The following is an 18558-nucleotide window of genomic DNA, read 5'->3' as shown; positions in this document are numbered from 1 at the left end:
CCACGCTTAGGCGTCCTCAAACCCCGCTTCTTTGCGGTCGGTCAAAGAAGGGAGCGCGCAAAGTCCTATCGTCATGACAAAGCGCAACTCTGGAAAATGGAGCTTCCCATGAACGACGCACAGGTCGGGCTGATTGTCGCAACCCCTGTTATCATTGGCTTTGCGGTGCTGTTGTACCGTATGGGAGTGTTGCAGCGCATGGGCGCGGTTTCCGCTGTGCTTGCCTCCGTGGCCATTGCTTCGGTGCTGTTCCTGAACCAGTGAGAAGACAGTCGCATGCTTGAACTTGTCGCCGCTCTTTCGCTTTTCGTGGCGCTGCATTCCATTCCCGCCGTACCTGCCGTGCGCGGCCGGCTGATCGCGGCCATTGGCAGGCCCGCCTATTTCGGGACTTATTCCGTCGTCTCGCTTCTGACGCTGGGCTGGGTATTTTATGCCGCGCTGTCGGTCGATTATATTCCGCTCTGGGATGTCGCGCCCTGGCAGGCGCATGTCACGTTTCTGGCAGCGCCGATTGGCCTGTTTTTCGTGCTGGCTGGCCTCCTCAGCGTCAATCCGCTCTCCATTTCCGTACGGCAGGGGCAGGAGCCCGGGGCAATCGTGCGTATCACGCGGCACCCGGTACTCGTCGGCTTTCTGTTCTGGTCGTTGGGGCATGTCGTTCCGAATGGCGATCTGCGCTCCGTCATCCTGTTCGGCGGCTTTGCACTGTTCTCGATGGGCGGAATGGCCATGACCGAGAAACGCGCCCGGAAAAGGCTGGGGAGTGCGTGGAACGTGGCGGCTGCCGGAAGCGCTGTGGTTCCCTTTGCAGCAATCCTTTCCGGCAAAACCCGCATCGCCGTGGATGGGCCGATGCTGCTTGCGGCAGCGCTGACGGGGTTGACGGTGTGGTGGCTGCTGGCTGGCGGCCATGCCATGCTCTTCGGCGCGGACCCCATGGCCTATCTCTGATCGCTTAGGGCGCCTTCACCATATGCGGCTGCCATATCGGCGCCTGCGGCGCAGAAGCGATGCCGAGCTGATCGATGGCGCGGGCGGCAAGCTGGTCGACAATATCGTCGACGCTTTGCGGCCTGTTGTAAAAGGCCGGCACCGGCGGCATGACGATGGCGCCAGCCTCCGTCACCGTGCACATGTTGCGCAGATGGATGAGATGCAGCGGCGTCTCGCGCGTCATCAGCACAAGTTTCCGACGTTCCTTCAAATGCACATCGGCGGCGCGGGTAAGGAGATTGTCCGAAAACCCGGTTGCAATGGCCGCAAGTGTGCGCATGGAGCAGGGGGCGACGATCATGCCGGCCGTCGGGAAAGAGCCGCTGGCAATCGCCGCGCCGATATCGTCGATGGCATGATTGAAGCTGGTGAGCGAAAACATCCGCCCCATGGCTTGCGCCCCTTCCTCATGCAACAGGGTCCGCTTGGCCGATTGCGACAGGACCAGATGGATTTCGACGTTTTTCATGTCGGCGAGACGCTCGATGATACGCAGCGCAATGCCGGCACCCGAGGCGCCGGTGACGCCGACCACGACGCGGCATGGGTTCATGGCCATTCTCCAAGGCCGAGATCGCGCCACATCATATCGACTTTCGCGATCACGTCAGGCGTCATGGAGAGCACGCGGCCCCATTCGCGCTCCGTCTCCGGCGGCAGCTTGCGGGTGGCGTCCAGCCCCATCTTGCCGCCAAGGCCGGCTTTAGGAGAGGCGAAGTCGAGATAATCGATTGGCGTATCGTCGATGATCGTCGTATCGCGCGAAGCATCGAAACGGGTGGATAGCGCCCATATGACATCCGCCCAGCTGCGGACATTGATGTCGGGATCGACCAGAATGATGAGCTTCACATAGCTGAACTGCGGCAGCATCGACCAAAGGCCCATCATCACCCGCTTTGCCTGTCCCGGGTAACGCTTGTCGATGGATGCGACCATAACGCGGTAGGAGCAGGCCTCCGGCGGCATCCATAGATCGACGATTTCCGCAAACTGCTTTTTCACGAGCGGCAGAAAAATCTCAAGCATGGCTTCGCCCAGAACCGAAGGTTCGTCCGGCGGCCGGCCGGTATAGGTGGAAAGATAGATCGGATCGCGACGCATGGTGATTGCCGAGAGCGTCATGACCGGAAAGGATTCGACCGAATTATAATAGCCGGTGTGGTCGCCATAGGGGCCTTCGAGTGCCGTTTCCGTTGCAGATACGGTACCTTCCAGCACGATTTCGGCATTGGCCGGCACCGGCATCGGCACGGTCAAGGCTCTGGCAATGCGGCTTTTCGAGCCGCGCAGCAGGCCGGAGAAGCCAAGCTCGCTGATATGGTCGGGAAGCGGCATCACGGCGGCGAGAATGGTGGCAGGATCGGCCCCAATGGCGACGGTAACAGGCATATCCAGCCCGCGCGCCTGCCACAGCCGGTGGTGATGCGCGCCGCCGCGATGCGCCAGCCAGCGCATGATCACCCTGTCCGGTCCCAACACCTGCATGCGGTAGATGCCGACATTGATATCGTCGGGATCGTCAGGCGAACGGGTGATGACCAGCGGCCAGGTGATGAGCGGGGCCGGTTCGCCCGGCCAGCACCATTGCACCGGCAGGCAGGCAAGATCGACCGCATCACCCGTCAGTGCCTTTTCCTGCACCGGCGCGCGCGAGACGTTGCGTGGCCGCATGGAAAGTGCGGCTTTCAGCAAAGGCAACTTACCCCATGCCTCGACCATGGATTTCGGCGGCTGCGGCTCGCGCAGTTCGGCGAGCTTTTGTCCAAGTGCAGGCAGGCCGCCGGTCTCCAGCCCCAACCCCCATTCGATGCGCTGCCGCGTGCCGAACAGATTGGCAAGCAGCGGCATGTCCCGCACCTTGCCCTCATGGTCGACAGGTCGCTCGAAAAGCAGCGCCGGTCCGTCATCGGCGAGCACGCGGCGGTGGATTTCAGTGATTTCGTGCACCAGCGAAACCGGCTGGCGAATTCGCCGCAGCTGCCCACGTTCTTCCAGCAGCCGGATGAAACCGCGCAGATCGGCGGTGCGGATGGGTCTCGTTTCTGTTTCTTCGTCTCTCATGCTGCCTGTTTGCAGGCGTCAGTGCGACATGTCCTTGCGCTGCCGCAAATGCGGCTCAGTGCGAACGAAGATAGTCGGCGAGAACCAGGGCGTGGTTGTGTTCGGTATCGTGAGCGGCATAAAGCAGCGTGACCCGGCCCTTCGCCATCAGCTCCTTCATGTGCGCCACGGCATCGGGATTGGCCGAAAGCTCCTCATGATAATGCCGGGTGAATTCCTCAAAGCGAGACGGCATATGGGAGAAGTTCTTGCGCAATTCGTTGCTGGGCGCGATTTCCTTCATCCACAGGAAAAGCTTTGCGTTTTCCTTGCTCATGCCGCGCGGCCAGAGCCGGTCCACCAGAATGCGCGCGCCGTCATCGTCGCTGGCGGGTTCGTAAATCCGTTTGACCCTTAAATCGGACACGGGCGGCCTCCTTCGCTTGGCAAGTGAATGATTTATAGCGGCTTTTGTGAAGGTGCACCCGAAAATTTCCCTGTCTTTGCGTTCGCTCAAACCGCCATCCGCGTGCTGCGGTTAGGTTGCCGCCCGCAACTGAGCCGACAGGACCCTTCATGAGACCTTTTCCCGCCGCCATCGCCCGCCCCATGAATTTTCTGCCCATTGCCGTGGTGCAGCGAGCGACGGCGGCGATGCTGGCGCAGATCATGAAACGGCACCCGGATATGTTCGTCCGGCTCGGTGAACATCGTGGCAAGCGCTACGCCTTTCTGCCCGTCGATCTCCCCTTTGCCTTCATGGTCGAGCCGGCGGGTCCCGCCATCACCGTCAGCCGCAAGGCCCGCTTGCCGAAGGCGGATGCGGCGGTCGAGGGGCCGCTTTTCATGCTGCTTGCGCTGATGGAGGGGCGGCAGGATGCCGATGCGCTGTTCTTCTCGCGCGATCTCAGCGTCACCGGCGATATGGAGGCGATGCTGGCGCTGCGCAATGCGGTTGACGATAGCGGCATCGACCTGCCGCGTGATCTCGGTGCATTTGCCGGGCCTTTCGCGCCAGTGGTAACGAGTCTCGCGAACCGCCTGCGCGGCCATGTTCTATCCGAAACGCGGGGAGGTGAGGCATGGAACTGATCTGTCCTGCGGGAACGCCTGCCGCCTTCCGCGAGGCCGTGGATGCCGGGGCCGACGCCGTCTATTGCGGGTTTCGGGATGAAACCAATGCCCGCAATTTCCCCGGCCTTAATTTTTCCCGCGAGGAACTTGCCGAGGCCATCGTTTACGCGAAAAAGCGCGGTGTGCAGACCTTCGTGGCGCTCAATACCTTCATGCGCGCCGGGCATGAGGATATCTGGTATCGCGGTGCGGCCGATGCCGTGAAGGCGGGGGCGGACGCGCTTATCCTTGCCGATTTCGGCCTGATGGCGCATGTGGCGGAACATCATCCGCAGCAGCGCATCCACGTCTCCGTGCAGGCCTCCGCCTCCAATGCGGACGCGGTGAATTTCCTCGTCGATGCCTTCGGCGCGAAACGCGTGGTGCTGCCGCGCACCCTGACTATCCCCGACATCGCCCGGCTGGCGCGGCAAATCCGCTGTGAGATCGAAATCTTCGTGTTCGGCGGTCTTTGCGTCATGGCGGAGGGGCGCTGCTCGCTATCCTCTTACGCCACAGGCAAGTCACCCAACATGAACGGCGTCTGCTCGCCGGCAAGCCACGTCCGCTACCGGCAGGACGGGCAGGAGCTGGTGTCGGAACTTGGCGAATACACCATCAACCGTTTTCCCGCCGGCGAGGCGGCCGGTTACCCCACGCTGTGCAAGGGCCGTTTCGAGATCGCGGATGACAGGTCCTATGCCTTCGAAGATCCGGTGTCGCTTGACGTGATGGACCAGATCGATGCCTTGCGCGAGGCGGGCGTCAGCGCGCTGAAGATCGAGGGCCGCCAGCGCGGCAAGGCCTATGTGGCGGAAGTGGTTTCCACCCTGCACCGGGCGCTTGCCGCCGGTGCTGAGGAGCGCGGCAGGCTGCTTTCCCGCCTCCGGCTCCTGAGCGAAGGCCAGCGCACCACCGTCGGTGCTTATGAGAAACGCTGGAGATGACGGCGATGGCAAAACCCGCAAAAGCCACATTGGCGCTCGGCCCGGTCCTCTATCTCTGGCAGGGCGAGAAATGGCGCGATTTCTATTTCCGCATCGCCGATGAAGCGCCCGTCAGCCATGTCTATCTCGGTGAAACCGTCTGCTCCAAACGGTTTCATTTCACCGAGCCGCATCTCGCCGACGTGATCGAGCGGCTGGAGAGTGCGGGAAAACAGGTGATCCTCTCGACGCTTTCGCTGGTGACGCTGGAGCGGGAAAGCCGCCACCTGCGCGGCCTGATCGCCGATAGTCCCTATCCGGTCGAGGCGAACGATCTTTCCGCGCTCGGCATGCTGCATGGCACGCCGCATGTCGTCGGTCCAATGGTGAATGTCTATAATGCCGCGACGGCGCGGTTGCTGTCGTCTCGCGGCGCGAGCGCCATATGCCTGCCGCCGGAACTGCCGATGACCTCGGTGGAGCGCATCGTGGCGGAGACGCCTGATGTGGACTACGAAATCTTCGCCTTCGGCCGCCTGCCGCTCGCCATTTCGGCGCGCTGCGCCCATGCCCGCGCCAAGGGCAATATCAAGGATAATTGCCAGTTCGTCTGCGGCGACGATCCGGATGGATTGCCGGTACGCACGCTCGACCGGCAGTCGTTTCTGGCGCTGAACGGCGTGCAGACGGTGTCGCATACCTGCCAGTCGCTGCTTGGCGAATTGCAGGATCTGGCCGCCGCCGGCATTTCCCGCTTCCGGCTGTCGCCGCAGGACTGCGACATGGTTGCGGTGGCGCAAATCCATCACGATGTTCTGGTTGGCAGGCGGGAGGCGGAGGACGGTCTTGCACATCTCGGGCAAATCTATCCGGATGTGCCCTTTTCCAATGGTTTTCACCACGGGCAGGAAGGGGCGGCCTGGATCGCCCGTGCCCGCAACACGGCGCATGGGGTGAATGCATGACGACGAACGGGCAAAGCGAGCAAAAGCTGCCCGCAGCGGCACCGGGCGGAGCGGATATCGCGGCGGCAATCCATCTGGTGCGCGATATTGTCTTGCAGAGTGCGCTTGATTGCGGCTGCCGCGACAGGGTGCACGAGGCGCTGCGCGAACTCGAGGATTTCGAGCGCCAGCGCAATATCGTCAAGCTTCTGGCCGCCGCCCGCGAGGAGCGTCGCAAGATCGCGCTCCTGACCGAGATGCTCTGCGATTTCGCCGAAGACGACACGGTGGATGAAGGCGTGGTTGAAACCGCAAGCCTGATGTTTCTCGATATCGCCGCCGCCGCTCAGGAGGGCTCGCGGCTCCTGCGGGACGCGCTCTCACTCAGGAAGGGTGAATAATCCCTGTTTTCGGCCCTGTTTGATCCTGCGCAAAGAGCGGGCGCTTGCAAAATGTCATTTCCGGGTGGTGACGCGCCGGGACCGGAAAACGGTCTGAGCGGGCGTCACGCGCATCATGGCGCTTCCGGCGCGAAAGGATCAGGACCATGGCCCATCTCACCCGCCGTCAGGCTCTTTCAGCCTTTTCCGGGCTCGCGGTCGCGACACTTGCCGCACCGCATGTTGCGAAGGCGGAAACGCCACTCACCTTTTATGGTCCTCCTGCCGCGCCCTCCGCCGTGCTGGCCCATGCGGTAAAGGGCGGGTTCCTGAAGGATGTTGCACCCGGAGCGGTCTTCAAAGCCTGGAAAACGCCGGATGAAATGCGCGCCGCCGTCGCCTCCGGTTCCATGGGGGCGGTGGTGATGCCGAGCTACGGCGTCGCCAATCTCCACAATCGCGGTCTCGGCCTCGCGCTGTTGAACGTGCTGACCACGGGCCTGCTCTATATCGTTTCGAAAGACGGGACGTTGAACTCCCTGCAGAGCCTTTCCGGCAAGACCCTCGCTTTGCCGTTCAAGAACGACATGCCCGATTTCGTGCTGCGCCGCCTTGTTGCCGAAAACGGCCTGAAGCTCGGTGACATCAAGCTGGAATATGCCGCTTCGCCGCCAGAAGCCGTGCAATTGCTGCTGACGGGACGGGTGGATGCCGCCCTGCTGAGCGAGCCGGCCGCGACCGCCGTGGTCATCAAGGCGAAGTCGTTTTTCATGACCGTCCATCGCACCATCGATATCCAGCGGGAATGGGCGAAGGTGGCGGGCAAGGCTGAAATTCCACAGGCCGGCCTCGCCTTGACATCGCCAGTCCAGCAAAAACTCGGCAGGGCCGGTATAGAGGCTCTGCAGGACGCCATGGAGACAGCGCTCGCCAGCGCCGTAGCCGATCCGAAGACGGCGGCAGCTGCGGCCGCCGATGCCTTGGGTTTCCCGCCGGAAATCATCGCCGCCTCCTTTCCGACAAGTCATCTGTGCGCCCTGAAGGCGAGCGCTGCGCGCGCCGATCTCGAGGCGTTTTACGATGAGCTTGCCAGGGCCGACCCGGCAATCATCGGCGGCCGGCGGCCGGATGACGGGTTTTATCTGGTGTAGCAGGCATGAACCGCATTCTCGAAAGTCTTGGCTGGATGGGCCGCTATCTCTGGGCGGGCTGGGCCGGGCTTTCAGGTATTTTCTGTTTTCTCGCCGCCTGGCAGGCCGGGCATGAGATTTATGGCTCCTTCATCCTGCCTTCGCCCGGTGAGACCTTCACGGCAATGGGGCTTCTGGCAGCGCGGCCGGATTTCTTCGCCATCCTGTCGCAGAGCGCCGTCAGGGCCCTGGCCGGTTTCGCCATCGCCGCCGGCATCGGCACGGTGGCGGGCGTGCTGGCGGGCTATTCCTTCGCGGCCATGCGGTTGATGAAGCCTGTCGTTACCGTTCTGCTCGGCGTGCCGCCCATCGGCTGGATCGTGCTTGCGCTCATCTGGTTCGGCTCGTCGGGGGGCACGGCTGTCATGACCGTCATCATCGCCTCGGCTCCCGTGTCCTTTGCCGGTGCGCTGGAAGGTGTCGCCAAGCGGGACCGTCAGCTGGAGGTGATGGCGCAGGCCTTCGGCGCTCCATGGTTTTACCGGCTGCGCACCGTCACCATGCCGCATGTGCTCTCCTACCTCTTCCCGGCCTGGACGACGACGGCCGGAAGCGCGTGGAAAGTAACCGTCATGGCCGAGCTCCTTTCGAATTCCGGCGGCATTGGCGGCGAACTGGCCACTGCACGCGCGCTGTTCGACATCGCGCAGGTCAGCGCCTGGCTCACCATCACCGTCGCGCTGGCGCTGCTGACCGATTACGGCCTGCTGCATCTGCTGCGCGAGGCGCTGGAACGCTGGCGCGCCGCCGGGCTGCCATGGGGTGTCAAACGATGAGCGACCGTTCCATCCTGCGTTTCGAACATGTCGGCCACGCCTTTCTCGGTCGCAGCCTGTTCGAGAATTTCGATCTCGGCATAGCGTCGGGGGAAACCGTGGCGCTGCTTGGCCCCTCCGGCAGCGGCAAGACGACGATTTTGCAGATCGCGGCTAGTATCATCGATCCTGTTCGCGGTCGCGTGCACCGCCATTATCGCCGGCAGGGTCTGGTGTTTCAGGAGCCGAGGCTGCTGCCGTGGATGACGCTTATCGACAATATCGCCTACGGCCTTGCGGCGGCCGGCATGCCGAAACGGGAACGGCGCGAAAGGGCGGGCCGTTTTGCGCTGGAGGTCGGTCTGGAGGCGGCGGATTTCGGCAAATATCCGGTGGAACTCTCTGGCGGCATGCGCCAGCGCGCCGGCGTGGCGCGGGCGCTAGCCGTGGAACCGGACATGCTGTTTCTGGATGAGCCCTTCAGCGCCGTCGATGTCGGCCTGCGCCGTCATTTGCAGGAGCTTCTGGTGGGCGCCGTCCGCCGGCGCGGTTTTTCCACCCTTCTCGTCACCCATGATCTTCATGAGGCGTTGCTGGTGGCCGACCGGCTGATCGTGCTCTCCGGCGTCGATGGCCGTGTCGTTGCCGCGCATAAGCCCGCGGGTTCGCCGGGCCGGCGCATGGCGCGTGCGGTTTTCGACGAAGCGGAACGCCTGTCCGGGAGCCCGGCCTTCGCCGAACTGTTTTCGGCAAAGGAGCGGGTGCGATGAAGCAACCCCCCATCCTTTCCGAAGCCCTGCGGCTGTTTTTCCCTCTGGCCGCCCTGCACGGCGCAGGCTGGCCCTTCCTGTGGATCGTCATCGGTGGTTATGCCCTGCCTTTTGCCGATGCGGTGCCTGCATCGCAATGGCACGCCCATGAAATGATCTTCGGCACCTATGGCATGGCGCTTGTCGGTTTCCTTGGCTCGGCGGTGCCGGAATGGACGGATACGAAGCCGGCGCAGGGACGAACGCTGCTTCATCTCGCCGGTCTCTGGCTGCCGGGCCGCCTTATCGGCTTTCTCGGGGTGGAGGCAGGGAGCCTGTTTGCAGGTTTTTTCGATCTCGCCTTTCTGCTCGCGCTCTGCGTTCTCATCGGCAGGGCGATGCTGGCGCGGCGCACGGCGAAGCACCTGGCGTTCCTTATCTGGCTTCTTCTGTTTACGGCGGCTGAAGCGGGTGTGCGTTATGCCTGGTGGAGCGGCGATCTCGAACTTGCATCCCGCTTTCTGGAAGCGGCGCTGTGCATTTTCACCGTGCTGTTTTCCCTTTCCGCCGCGCGTATCAATGTGGTCGTCATCAATCTGGCGCTCGATCCCGGCGGCGAGACCACGCCTTACCGGCCGCATCCCGGTCGCCAGCATATGGCAGGCGCCATGGTGACGCTTTACATGGCGGCGAAACTTTTCTTTCCGCAAAGCGATGTCTGCGCCTGGCTTTCGCTCGCGGCCGGTGCCGCCTTTTTCGACCGGCTGGCCGAATGGTTCATCGGGCGTGCCGTCTTCAAGACAGAGGTGCTGTTGCTTGGCCTCGGCAGCGCCTTTGCGGGCGCAGGTTTTCTGGCGCTCGGCGCGACACGGCTCGGTTTTCTCGTCACGCCCGCCGCGGGGCTGCATCTGCTGTCGGTCGGGGCGTTGGGATGCGCCGTCATGGCCGTCTTCATCATTGCCGGGCTGCGGCATACGGGCCGCAATCTGACGCATCTGCCATGGCAGGCGCGTGCGGCCGCCCTTCTGATGGTGATGGCCGGTCTGGTCCGCATCCTGCCGGAATTCGATTTTGCCGCGACATTATCGCCCTATCACCATGGCCTCAGCGCCGCTTTGTGGGCGGCGAGCTTCGGGGTCTGGTTGCAGGGCTTTCTGCCTTTCATGCGCGCGCCTGGCATCGATGAGGCGGGGGCATGCGGATGAGCGAGAGCTTGCCCCGCTGCGCCGACATCACTGTTCCGGCGAATTTGTTTATTTTTTCAGCAAAAGCACAATGTGAAATCAGTGACTTAGAAGAGGGATATTGATGAATGTTAGTTTTGATAAATAATCAATAAAATCAAATGGTTGAACATATTTTCTTTTTGGTCGATTATCACTCCAACCGAATAGGGAAACGCGAATATGCCTAAAATAGTCGCGCCTCAACACGCAGATGAAAAGCCGAGCCGGACAAAGGAACTTGTGACCTTCGCCGTTCTGGCCTTTGGAATCTGGCCCATTCTGGCGGTCGGATTTGTCGGAGCCTATGGCTTTATCGTCTGGATGTTCCAGATCATTTACGGCCCGCCGGGGCCGCCCGGCCATTGAGGGCGAGATGATGATGGAAGTCTCTCTCAGCCGGCGCGATTTTTTGCGCGGCGGACAAAAAAATAGACCGCGCATCTGTCCCCCCGGGGTCGCGTTGAGCGACCTCGCCGCGTGCAGCGGTTGCGCAAAATGCGTCGAGGTCTGTCCCACCGGCATCATTGCCATGGCGGACGGTCTGCCTTCCGTGGATTTCTCCGCCGGGGGATGCACCTTCTGCGGCAAATGTGCGGAGGCCTGTCCCGAGCCTGTCTTTACCGCCCCCGCGGCACAGCGCTTCGATCATGTCGTGGCGATCGGTGAGGGGTGTCTCGCCTTCGGCAATATCGATTGTCAGGCCTGCCGCGATGCCTGTCCGACCGAGGCCATCCGGTTTCGGCCCCGCCGTGGCGGCCCCTTCGTTCCGGAACTGCTGGAAGATGCCTGCACCGGTTGCGGGGCCTGCGTGTCCGTCTGTCCCGCCAGTGTGATCGAGATCAAAGAGAGAGCCACGGAGATGCAATATGCCTGAAAATACAGGCCGGTATCATGTTTCAAGTGCCGTGGTGGCGGTGATGCCGCAGATGCGGGACGCTGTGCTGGCAACGCTTTCAACGCTCGACAATGTCGAGGTTCATGGCGAGGGCAACGGCAAGATCGTCATCGTCATAGACGGCACGAGCACCGGCATGCTGGGCGATACGCTCACTTATATTTCGACACTCGACGGTGTGATTGCCGCCAACATGGTTTTCGAACACGTCGACACAGAGGAGACAAGCGGCGATGAGCAGCGAACTGACGCGGCGTGATCTATTGAAGGCCCATGCCGCCGGCATTGCGGCGGCAACGGCGGGCATTGCGCTGCCGGCCGCCGCCCAGCCGGTGCCGGGCGGGGTTTCCGCATTGCAGATCAAGTGGTCCAAGGCGCCCTGTCGTTTCTGCGGCACGGGCTGCGGCGTCATGGTCGGCGTCAAGGAAGGCAAGGTCGTCGCCACCCATGGCGACATGCAGGCGGAGGTCAATCGCGGCCTCAACTGCATCAAGGGCTATTTCCTGTCCAAGATCATGTATGGCAAGGACCGCCTGCAAACCCCGCTTCTGCGCAAAAAAGGCGGCGTCTACGCCAAGGACGGCGAGTTCGAACCGGTGAGCTGGGATGAGGCCTTCGACGTGATGGCGCAGCAGTGCAAGCGGGTGCTGAAGGAGAAGGGGCCGACGGCCGTGGGCATGTTCGGCTCCGGCCAATGGACCATCTTCGAAGGCTACGCCGCAACCAAGCTGATGCGTGCCGGCTTCCGCTCCAACAATCTCGATCCCAATGCCCGCCACTGCATGGCGTCCGCCGCTTACGCCTTCATGCGCACATTCGGCATGGACGAGCCGATGGGCTGTTACGATGATTTCGAACACGCCGATGCCTTCGTGCTCTGGGGTTCGAACATGGCGGAGATGCATCCCATTCTGTGGACGCGCATTGCCGACCGGCGTCTGGGCTTCGACCATGTGAAGGTGGCGGTGCTTTCGACCTTCACCCATCGCAGCATGGACCTTGCCGATATTCCGATGGTCTTCAAGCCGGGCACGGATCTCGTCATCCTCAATTACATCGCCAACCACATCATCAAGACCGGGCGCGTCAACGAAGACTTCGTGAAGAACCACACGAAATTCGTGCGCGGTGTCACCGATATCGGTTATGGCCTGCGGCCCGACAATCCGGCGGAGGTAAATGCCGCCAATTCCGCCGATCCGACCAAGACTGAAGCGATCGATTTCGAGACCTTCAAGGAATTCGTCTCCGAATACACGCTGGAAAAGACCGCCGCCATGACCGGCGTGGAAGCCGGTTTCCTGGAGGAGCTGGCCGAGCTTTATGCGGACCCGAACCGCAAGGTCATGTCGCTGTGGACCATGGGGTTCAACCAGCATGTGCGCGGCGTCTGGGCCAACCAGATGGTCTACAATATCCATTTGCTGACCGGAAAGATTTCCGAACCGGGCAACAGCCCGTTCTCGCTCACCGGCCAGCCATCGGCCTGCGGCACAGCGCGCGAGGTGGGCACCTTCGCCCATCGCCTGCCGGCCGACATGACGGTGACCAACCCGGAACACCGCAAACATGCCGAGGAAATCTGGCGCATCCCGCACGGCATCATCCCGGAAAAGCCGGGTTACCACGCCGTGCAGCAGGACCGCATGCTGCACGACGGCAAGCTGAATTTCTACTGGGTGCAGGTCAATAATAACGTCCAAGCCGGTCCCAACACCAAGAACGAGACCTATCAGGGTTATCGCAACCCGGAAAATTTCATCGTCGTTTCGGATGCTTATCCGACCATCACGGCCATGAGCGCCGACCTCATCCTGCCCGCCGCCATGTGGGTGGAGAAGGAAGGGGCCTATGGCAATGCCGAGCGGCGCACCCATGTCTGGCACCAGCTTGTCGAGGCCGCGGGTGAAGCGCGTTCCGACCTCTGGCAGCTGGTGGAATTTTCCAAACGCTTCACCACGGATGAGGTGTGGCCGGCGGAGATACTGGATGCCAATCCCGCCTATCGCGGCAAGACGCTGTACGAGGTGCTCTTCAAGGACAGCGATGTCGGCAAGTTCCCGCTGAGCGAGATCAACGGCGAATACGAAAACCAGGAGGCAAAACACTTCGGCTTCTATCTGCAGAAGGGTCTCTTCGAGGAATATGCCGCTTTCGGGCGCGGCCACGGTCATGATCTGGCGCCTTACGATGCCTATCACGAGGTGCGCGGCATGCGCTGGCCGGTGGTGGATGGCAAGGAAACGCTGTGGCGTTACCGCGAAGGTTACGACCCCTATGTCAAACCGGGCGAGGGCGTGAAGTTTTACGGCAACAAGGACGGCAAGGCGGTCATCATCGCCGTGCCCTACGAGCCGCCTGCGGAATCCCCGGATGCGGAATTCGATACCTGGCTGGTGACGGGTCGCGTGCTGGAGCACTGGCATTCCGGCTCCATGACCATGCGCGTGCCGGAACTCTACAAGGCTTTCCCCGGCGCCCGCTGTTTCATGAATGCCGACGATGCGCGCAAGCGCGGGCTCAATCAGGGCGCAGAAATCCGCATCGTGTCGCGCCGTGGCGAAATACGCTCCCGCGTGGAAACACGCGGCCGCAACCGCATGCCGCCCGGTGTCATCTTCGTTCCCTGGTTCGATGCCAGCCAGCTCATCAACAAGGTGACGCTCGACGCAACCGATCCCATCTCCAAGCAGACGGATTTCAAGAAATGCGCAGTCAAGATAGAGCCGGTCGCATGATCAGGAAACACGGATGGATGATCGCCGCTTTCGTCGTTGCGACGGTGGCGACGGGGGCGGTTGCGCAGATGGTGCCGGAATTGTCCGGCCCGCGCGGTGACGCCATGCAGACCGAACCCGCCAAACCCCTGCCGAAATGGGTGATCGACGATTTCAGGCGCATGCGCGCCTATCCGGAGCAGCCGCCGGTCATCCCGCATTCGATCGACGGTTACCAGCTGTCGGTCAACGCCAACCGCTGTCTCTCCTGTCACAAGCGCGAATTCACGCAGGATTCCGGCGCGCCGATGATCAGCGTCACCCATTACATGACGCGCGAAGGCCAGATGCTGGCGGATGTTTCACCGCGCCGCTATTTCTGCACCGCCTGCCATGTGCCGCAGGCCGACACTCGGCCGCTCGTGCCCAACACCTTTCAGGACATGAGCGAGATGGGCGTCAAACCGGCGGGTAGCGAATGATGATCGCCCGTGTGAAAAAACTTCTCGTCTGGCTCTGGGCGGTTCTGACGACACCGGCCGGCACGCTCAGCTTAGCCTTCCTCACTCTTGGCGGTTTCGTCGGCGGGGTCATGTTCTGGGGCGCCTTCAACACCGCGCTCGAAATGACCAACAAGGAAGCCTTCTGCATTTCCTGCCACGAGATGAGGGCGAATGTTTATGAGGAACTGACCCGGACGGTGCATTTCTCCAACCGTTCCGGCGTGCGCGCCTCCTGTCCGGATTGCCATGTGCCGCATGAGTGGACGGACAAGATCGCCCGCAAGATGCAGGCCTCGAAGGAGGTCTGGGGCAAGATTTTCGGCACCATCGATACGCGCAAGAAGTTCCTCGACAAGCGGCTGGAGCTTGCCCAGCACGAATGGTCGCGCCTGAAGGCCAATGACAGCCTGGAATGCCGCAACTGCCATTCCTCCGCCGCCATGGACTTTACCAAACAGACGCAGCGCGCCGCCGATATCCATTCCAAATATCTGCTGACGGGCAAGGCCACCTGCATCGATTGCCATAAAGGCATCGCCCACGAATTGCCCAATATGGAAGGCATAGACCCCGGCTGGAAAATGCCGCCGGCGCTCAACGACCAGCCGGGGCCGACGGCCTCTGCCGTCGACGACCTGCGGCGCGCGATGACGGATGTGCACCGGAACGTGTTCTGACTATTGCGGCGACGGGGGCCTTCGTCGGGCCGCAATCAGGCCCGGCCGGCTTCTTCGATGAACCGGCGCACCAGCGGCAGATGCCGCCTTTCGGCAAGGCAGATCGCATATTCGTCGATGAGTTCACTGGCGTCGCGCAGCGACACGAAGGAAAGGCGCGCATCATGGCCGAATTCCAGATCGGCGACCACGCCGCATCCGACCCCGTTGGCGATGGCCTCGCGCACGCCCTCGCGGGAGGAAATCTCGATCACCGGCTGGATGGAAATGCCATGATCGGCAAGGTTCTTTTCGAAGATTTCGCGGGTGCGGGATCCCCGCTCGCGCATGACGAAGGATAAGCCTTCCAGTTCGGCCATGAAGACACCCTCACGTTCCGCTAGCGGGTGGGTGGTGGGCACGCACAGGCCAAGCCGCATGCTAAGAAATTTGACGCCATAAAGACGCGGATCGTCCGGTGCGCGGGCGGTGATGGCGACGTCGGCGCGATAGTCGATGATCTGCTCCACCACCCGCGCTGAATTATCGACCGAAAGAGAGAAGGTGAGCTGCGGCCGCTCGGCCTTCAGTCGCGAAAGGATCGGCAGTGGCAGGACAGGACCGTCCGCGGCGACCCGCAAATGTCCCCCGGCAAAACCCGTATCGCCGCGCAGGAAGGCCTTGGCCTCGTTCTCCGCCTGAAACAGGCGCGCAGTAATTTCGAACAGGCGCTCGCCCTGCGGGCTGAGGCTCACCCCGCGCGGTTTTCGTTCCAGAAGGTTGACGCCGCTGATGGCTTCCAGCTCCCGCACATGGGCCGAAAGGGTCGATTGGCTGATCGCCATGTCCCGCGCGGCCTGAGAAAAGCCGCCCGATTGCGCGACGATGTGGAAGGCCTTCAGCTGCGTGGTCGACATGGGATCCTGTTCTGCCGCCGGCCGACACGAAAGGCACCGGTGCGATTGGACTATCGGCGAAAATGCTGACAATTCCATGACGTTAGCGGGACAACTTCATTAACCCCGTGACAAAACCGATGGGCGACATCGGGAATCGCTATGGCGCGTTTACGATTTGTTAGGAATTCGTCATCGGGGCGTTAGTCCCGGCCTCTAATCGTGCCGCCCATGGCCCCTTCGGCCACCCCGTTTCACGTTAAAAAGGCCAAAGAGATGACGACCACCCAAAACTCGATCGCCAATCCCATCGAAACCTCTTCCGACTGGCTGCTGACCATTCCACGCCTGTCGCAAAATCAGAGCATTCTCGTTTCGCCGAACGGCACCGGCATGGCGACCTCCTACAGCCTCGTCTACGACGTTTATTTCCCGAAAAACGGTTCCACCGGCTGGATGCCCCTGCTGCAGACCGACCTTACCAACGTCAGCGACGGCGATATTTTCGGCAAGGCAAGCGGTGACAGCTATGGCCTCGGCATCAGCAGCGATTATCGCGGCACGGCCAAGCTGGACGCCTGGAACCGTATCGGTCTGACCATTGAAACGGACGCCAGCGGCGCGGTTTCAATGAAGAAGTACATTAACGGCGAATTTATCGCCGACCAGAAGATTGCCGCATCCAGCGCTGGCCGCTTCGCCATCGACATGGCCAAGGGCTTCCTGATCTTCTCCGATGAGGACGGCGAGACCTCGCCCGGCTATCTCAGCAATTTCCTGTTCCTCAAACAGGCTCTGACAAGCGAGGAAATGTCCTATCTTGGCGAGGCCAAGGCCTCCGGCATTTTGCCGGTCGAGATGAAGTCCGAGGCCGAAAAGGTTGGTGTCCTTGAAGTCGGCTTTGCCCAGGGTTCGGCGACACCGGTCATGGGTTCCGGCAAAGTCACTGGCAACGGTACGGCACTTGAATTCAAGACTCCGGCCCAGGCCGGCATTCTCGCCATCGGTGAAAAACCCGCCGTCGATCCGGTCGCCGTCGTCAAGATCTCCGCCATCAAGGACATGATGGTGACGCCGGATGCGGCCAATGCGACGATTGACCTGTCGAAGCATTTCTCCGGTGAAAAGCTCACCTTCACCGTCCAGAACAGCAAGAACGAGACGGTCAGCGCGGTGCTGAAGGACGGCAACAAGCTGGTGCTCGATTTTGCGGCTCTCGGCCATTCCGATATCCGCGTGACGGCCACCGACAGCGCCGGCAAGACCGCGATAGACGATTTCCGCGTGCGCGTCGCCGGCCCCAACGCCTATACCATCGCCGTGGTGCCGGATACGCAGGACTACACCTATCTGCCCAATGGCGACAAAACCCTGAACGGCATGTTCGACTGGCTGGTGAAGAATTCCCAAGCGCTCAACATCCGCTTCGTGACGCAGGTCGGTGACGTTACCCAGAACAACACCGCCAAAGAGTGGGCCATCGCCAAGGCGGCAATCGGCAAGCTGGATGGCAAGATTCCCTACGCCATGGTGCCGGGAAACCACGACCAGGGTTTCGGCGCGAAGAACTATACCTCGCTGATTACGGACAGTTTCTCCCCGGACTACCTACGCAAGAATTCGACGCTGGGTGGGGTTTACGATCAGGAACCGAATGAAAGCAAGAACGCCTGGTACACGTTTACGGGCGCCGACAATACGAAATGGATGGTGCTGACGCTGGAATTCGGCGCGCGCGACGATGTTCTGCGCTGGGCCGGTGAGGTTCTCGCGGCCAATGTGGAATATCGAGCGATCGTTACGACCCACCATTACACCAACATGGCCAATCGCGCCGACAACTTCTCGCACCGTCTTTTCGCCGAAGGCACCGGCAAGAATTACGGCATCGGCACCAGCCCCGCCAATGCCAATGACGGCGAGGATATGTGGCAGAAGCTGATCTCGAAACATCCGAATATCAGCTTCGTCTTCTCCGGTCACGTTTTCGGCGACGGCGCGGAAACGGTCGTGGCGCTGAACGATGCGGGCAAGCCTGTCTATCAGATGCTCGTCAACTATCAGGACGGCGTGGCGACGGAAGTCACGGGCAATGGCGATGCGTCGCGCGGCGGCAATGGCGGCAACGGCGCAATCCGGCTGGTGACCATCGATCCCGACAATAACACGGTGATGACCAGCACCTATCTCTCGGCGCTCGATGAATATCTCACCGGTTCGCGTGGGGACGCCGTACCTTCGCGCGACGGCAAGGGCGCCGAGGCGGCGACGGCGAATGTCGAAATCCAGACCGTGGCGTTCAGCCAGGAGACTATTGACGGCGTGGCGAGTGGCATCATCACGGCCCCCCGGTTCAATCCGCTGAACGGGCTCAAGCTGACACCCGGCTTCACGCCCAGCAATGGCGGCTCGACCTTCGATAATTATAGCATCGTCATGGATGTCCGGCTGCCGAAGGACGGCGGCGGGCTCGCCTCCATCTTCCAGAGCGATCTTTCCAACAAGACCGACGGCGATCTGTGGCTGAACTATCGCGGCCCGACGGCGCTGATCGGCACCGACAATCGCG

21 protein-coding genes are annotated in these 18558 nt (G+C 61.8%); 17 read left to right on the top strand and 4 right to left on the bottom strand.

Going from position 1 to position 18558, the window contains the following annotated elements; all coding sequences use genetic code 11:
- Positions 1-108: 108 nt before the first annotated feature.
- The gene (locus tag L904_RS26755) at positions 109-264 is read left to right on the top strand and encodes a hypothetical protein (protein ID WP_003504656.1); all 156 of its coding nucleotides are present in this window, start codon (positions 109-111) and stop codon (positions 262-264) included.
- A 12-nt stretch (positions 265-276) separates the two neighbouring features.
- A complete protein-coding gene (locus L904_RS05315) occupies positions 277-954 on the top strand; it encodes an NnrU family protein (protein WP_020811065.1) in 678 nt (225 codons plus the stop codon).
- A 4-nt stretch (positions 955-958) separates the two neighbouring features.
- Here L904_RS05315 and L904_RS05310 read toward each other — a convergent pair whose 3' ends face one another.
- From L904_RS05310 to L904_RS05300, 3 genes are read right to left on the bottom strand one after another with little or no spacing between them, the layout of a single operon-like run.
- On the bottom strand, positions 959-1549 hold the full coding sequence (locus tag L904_RS05310; protein ID WP_020811064.1) for a UbiX family flavin prenyltransferase: 591 nt from the start codon (positions 1547-1549) through the stop codon (positions 959-961).
- Positions 1546-3060: a UbiD family decarboxylase gene (locus tag L904_RS05305; RefSeq protein ID WP_020811063.1), complete on the bottom strand. Its 1515-nt coding sequence runs from the start codon at positions 3058-3060 to the stop codon at positions 1546-1548. Before L904_RS05305 ends, L904_RS05310 begins: the two co-directional genes overlap by 4 nt.
- Positions 3061-3115: 55 nt before the next feature.
- The gene (locus L904_RS05300) at positions 3116-3466 is read right to left on the bottom strand and encodes a DUF488 domain-containing protein (protein WP_020811062.1); all 351 of its coding nucleotides are present in this window, start codon (positions 3464-3466) and stop codon (positions 3116-3118) included.
- 149 nt (positions 3467-3615) lie between these two features.
- On the opposite strand from L904_RS05300, the gene L904_RS05295 reads away from it, so the two are divergent.
- The 14 genes from L904_RS05295 to L904_RS05230 all read left to right on the top strand — a co-directional run bounded on the left by L904_RS05295 (position 3616) and on the right by L904_RS05230 (position 15114).
- Positions 3616-4131 carry an SCP2 domain-containing protein gene (locus tag L904_RS05295; protein ID WP_031234044.1) on the top strand — a complete coding sequence of 172 codons (516 nt, stop codon included), beginning with the start codon at positions 3616-3618 and terminating at the stop codon, positions 4129-4131.
- Positions 4122-5099, top strand: coding sequence for a peptidase U32 family protein (locus L904_RS05290; protein ID WP_020811060.1), 978 nt, complete (start codon positions 4122-4124; stop codon positions 5097-5099). Before L904_RS05295 ends, L904_RS05290 begins: the two co-directional genes overlap by 10 nt.
- A gap of 5 nt (positions 5100-5104) precedes the next feature.
- Positions 5105-6043, top strand: coding sequence for a U32 family peptidase (locus L904_RS05285; protein WP_035263221.1), 939 nt, complete (start codon positions 5105-5107; stop codon positions 6041-6043).
- Positions 6040-6423: a hypothetical protein gene (locus L904_RS05280; RefSeq protein ID WP_020811058.1), complete on the top strand. Its 384-nt coding sequence runs from the start codon at positions 6040-6042 to the stop codon at positions 6421-6423. The genes L904_RS05285 and L904_RS05280 overlap by 4 nt, the downstream gene beginning before the upstream one ends.
- 146 nt (positions 6424-6569) lie before the next feature.
- Complete coding sequence (locus tag L904_RS05275; protein ID WP_020811057.1) at positions 6570-7553, top strand: ABC transporter substrate-binding protein; 984 nt, start codon at positions 6570-6572, stop codon at positions 7551-7553.
- A gap of 5 nt (positions 7554-7558) precedes the next feature.
- Entirely contained in the window at positions 7559-8368 is an 810-nt protein-coding gene (locus L904_RS05270) for an ABC transporter permease (RefSeq protein WP_020811056.1), read from the top strand.
- Positions 8365-9117 carry an ATP-binding cassette domain-containing protein gene (locus L904_RS05265; protein ID WP_020811055.1) on the top strand — a complete coding sequence of 251 codons (753 nt, stop codon included), beginning with the start codon at positions 8365-8367 and terminating at the stop codon, positions 9115-9117. The genes L904_RS05270 and L904_RS05265 overlap by 4 nt, the downstream gene beginning before the upstream one ends.
- On the top strand, positions 9114-10301 hold the full coding sequence (locus L904_RS05260; protein ID WP_020811054.1) for an NnrS family protein: 1188 nt from the start codon (positions 9114-9116) through the stop codon (positions 10299-10301). The genes L904_RS05265 and L904_RS05260 overlap by 4 nt, the downstream gene beginning before the upstream one ends.
- Before the next feature lie 201 nt (positions 10302-10502).
- The gene (napE, locus tag L904_RS05255; RefSeq protein WP_031234042.1) at positions 10503-10688 is read left to right on the top strand and encodes a periplasmic nitrate reductase, NapE protein; all 186 of its coding nucleotides are present in this window, start codon (positions 10503-10505) and stop codon (positions 10686-10688) included.
- Positions 10689-10695: 7 nt separating this feature from the next.
- On the top strand, positions 10696-11196 hold the full coding sequence (locus L904_RS05250) for a ferredoxin-type protein NapF (RefSeq protein WP_020811053.1): 501 nt from the start codon (positions 10696-10698) through the stop codon (positions 11194-11196).
- Positions 11189-11476 carry a chaperone NapD gene (locus tag L904_RS05245; protein WP_003520944.1) on the top strand — a complete coding sequence of 96 codons (288 nt, stop codon included), beginning with the start codon at positions 11189-11191 and terminating at the stop codon, positions 11474-11476. The genes L904_RS05250 and L904_RS05245 overlap by 8 nt, the downstream gene beginning before the upstream one ends.
- Complete coding sequence (napA, locus tag L904_RS05240; protein WP_020811052.1) at positions 11451-13955, top strand: periplasmic nitrate reductase subunit alpha; 2505 nt, start codon at positions 11451-11453, stop codon at positions 13953-13955. The genes L904_RS05245 and napA overlap by 26 nt, the downstream gene beginning before the upstream one ends.
- Positions 13925-14416 (top strand): nitrate reductase cytochrome c-type subunit, encoded by a 492-nt coding sequence (locus L904_RS05235; protein ID WP_065655264.1) that lies wholly within the window; start codon positions 13925-13927, stop codon positions 14414-14416. Before napA ends, L904_RS05235 begins: the two co-directional genes overlap by 31 nt.
- A gap of 2 nt (positions 14417-14418) precedes the next feature.
- Positions 14419-15114, top strand: a complete 696-nt coding sequence (locus tag L904_RS05230) for a cytochrome c3 family protein (RefSeq protein WP_031234041.1) — start codon at positions 14419-14421, stop codon at positions 15112-15114.
- 35 nt (positions 15115-15149) lie between these two features.
- Here the strand turns inward: L904_RS05230 and L904_RS05225 are convergent, their stop codons facing one another.
- Positions 15150-16010, bottom strand: coding sequence for a LysR substrate-binding domain-containing protein (locus L904_RS05225; RefSeq protein WP_020811049.1), 861 nt, complete (start codon positions 16008-16010; stop codon positions 15150-15152).
- Positions 16011-16265: 255 nt separating this feature from the next.
- Here L904_RS05225 and L904_RS05220 point away from each other — a divergent pair.
- Positions 16266-18558, top strand: a 2293-nt coding sequence (locus L904_RS05220; protein ID WP_198157981.1) for a metallophosphoesterase, incomplete at its 3' end; no start/stop codon positions are given.

The sequence above is a fragment of the Agrobacterium sp. LY4 genome (assembly GCF_001526585.1).
Lineage (GTDB): Bacteria > Pseudomonadota > Alphaproteobacteria > Rhizobiales > Rhizobiaceae > Agrobacterium > Agrobacterium leguminum.
Note: the sequence above shows the minus strand (reverse complement) of the source record. Positions and strands in the feature narration are given on the sequence as shown.

Bases quoted from the DNA above. Each gene is read 5' to 3' on its own strand.
- L904_RS26755 (WP_003504656.1), top strand. From the start codon at position 109: ATGAACGACGCACAGGTCGGGCTGATTGTCGCAACCCCTGTTATCATT.
- L904_RS05315 (WP_020811065.1), top strand. From the start codon at position 277: ATGCTTGAACTTGTCGCCGCTCTTTCGCTTTTCGTGGCGCTGCATTCC.
- L904_RS05310 (WP_020811064.1), bottom strand. From the start codon at position 1,549: ATGAACCCATGCCGCGTCGTGGTCGGCGTCACCGGCGCCTCGGGTGCC.
- L904_RS05305 (WP_020811063.1), bottom strand. From the start codon at position 3,060: ATGAGAGACGAAGAAACAGAAACGAGACCCATCCGCACCGCCGATCTG.
- L904_RS05295 (WP_031234044.1), top strand. From the start codon at position 3,616: ATGAGACCTTTTCCCGCCGCCATCGCCCGCCCCATGAATTTTCTGCCC.
- L904_RS05290 (WP_020811060.1), top strand. From the start codon at position 4,122: ATGGAACTGATCTGTCCTGCGGGAACGCCTGCCGCCTTCCGCGAGGCC.
- L904_RS05285 (WP_035263221.1), top strand. From the start codon at position 5,105: ATGGCAAAACCCGCAAAAGCCACATTGGCGCTCGGCCCGGTCCTCTAT.
- L904_RS05280 (WP_020811058.1), top strand. From the start codon at position 6,040: ATGACGACGAACGGGCAAAGCGAGCAAAAGCTGCCCGCAGCGGCACCG.
- L904_RS05275 (WP_020811057.1), top strand. From the start codon at position 6,570: ATGGCCCATCTCACCCGCCGTCAGGCTCTTTCAGCCTTTTCCGGGCTC.
- L904_RS05270 (WP_020811056.1), top strand. From the start codon at position 7,559: ATGAACCGCATTCTCGAAAGTCTTGGCTGGATGGGCCGCTATCTCTGG.
- L904_RS05265 (WP_020811055.1), top strand. From the start codon at position 8,365: ATGAGCGACCGTTCCATCCTGCGTTTCGAACATGTCGGCCACGCCTTT.
- L904_RS05260 (WP_020811054.1), top strand. From the start codon at position 9,114: ATGAAGCAACCCCCCATCCTTTCCGAAGCCCTGCGGCTGTTTTTCCCT.
- napE (WP_031234042.1), top strand. From the start codon at position 10,503: ATGCCTAAAATAGTCGCGCCTCAACACGCAGATGAAAAGCCGAGCCGG.
- L904_RS05250 (WP_020811053.1), top strand. From the start codon at position 10,696: ATGATGATGGAAGTCTCTCTCAGCCGGCGCGATTTTTTGCGCGGCGGA.
- L904_RS05245 (WP_003520944.1), top strand. From the start codon at position 11,189: ATGCCTGAAAATACAGGCCGGTATCATGTTTCAAGTGCCGTGGTGGCG.
- napA (WP_020811052.1), top strand. From the start codon at position 11,451: ATGAGCAGCGAACTGACGCGGCGTGATCTATTGAAGGCCCATGCCGCC.
- L904_RS05235 (WP_065655264.1), top strand. From the start codon at position 13,925: ATGCGCAGTCAAGATAGAGCCGGTCGCATGATCAGGAAACACGGATGG.
- L904_RS05225 (WP_020811049.1), bottom strand. From the start codon at position 16,010: ATGTCGACCACGCAGCTGAAGGCCTTCCACATCGTCGCGCAATCGGGC.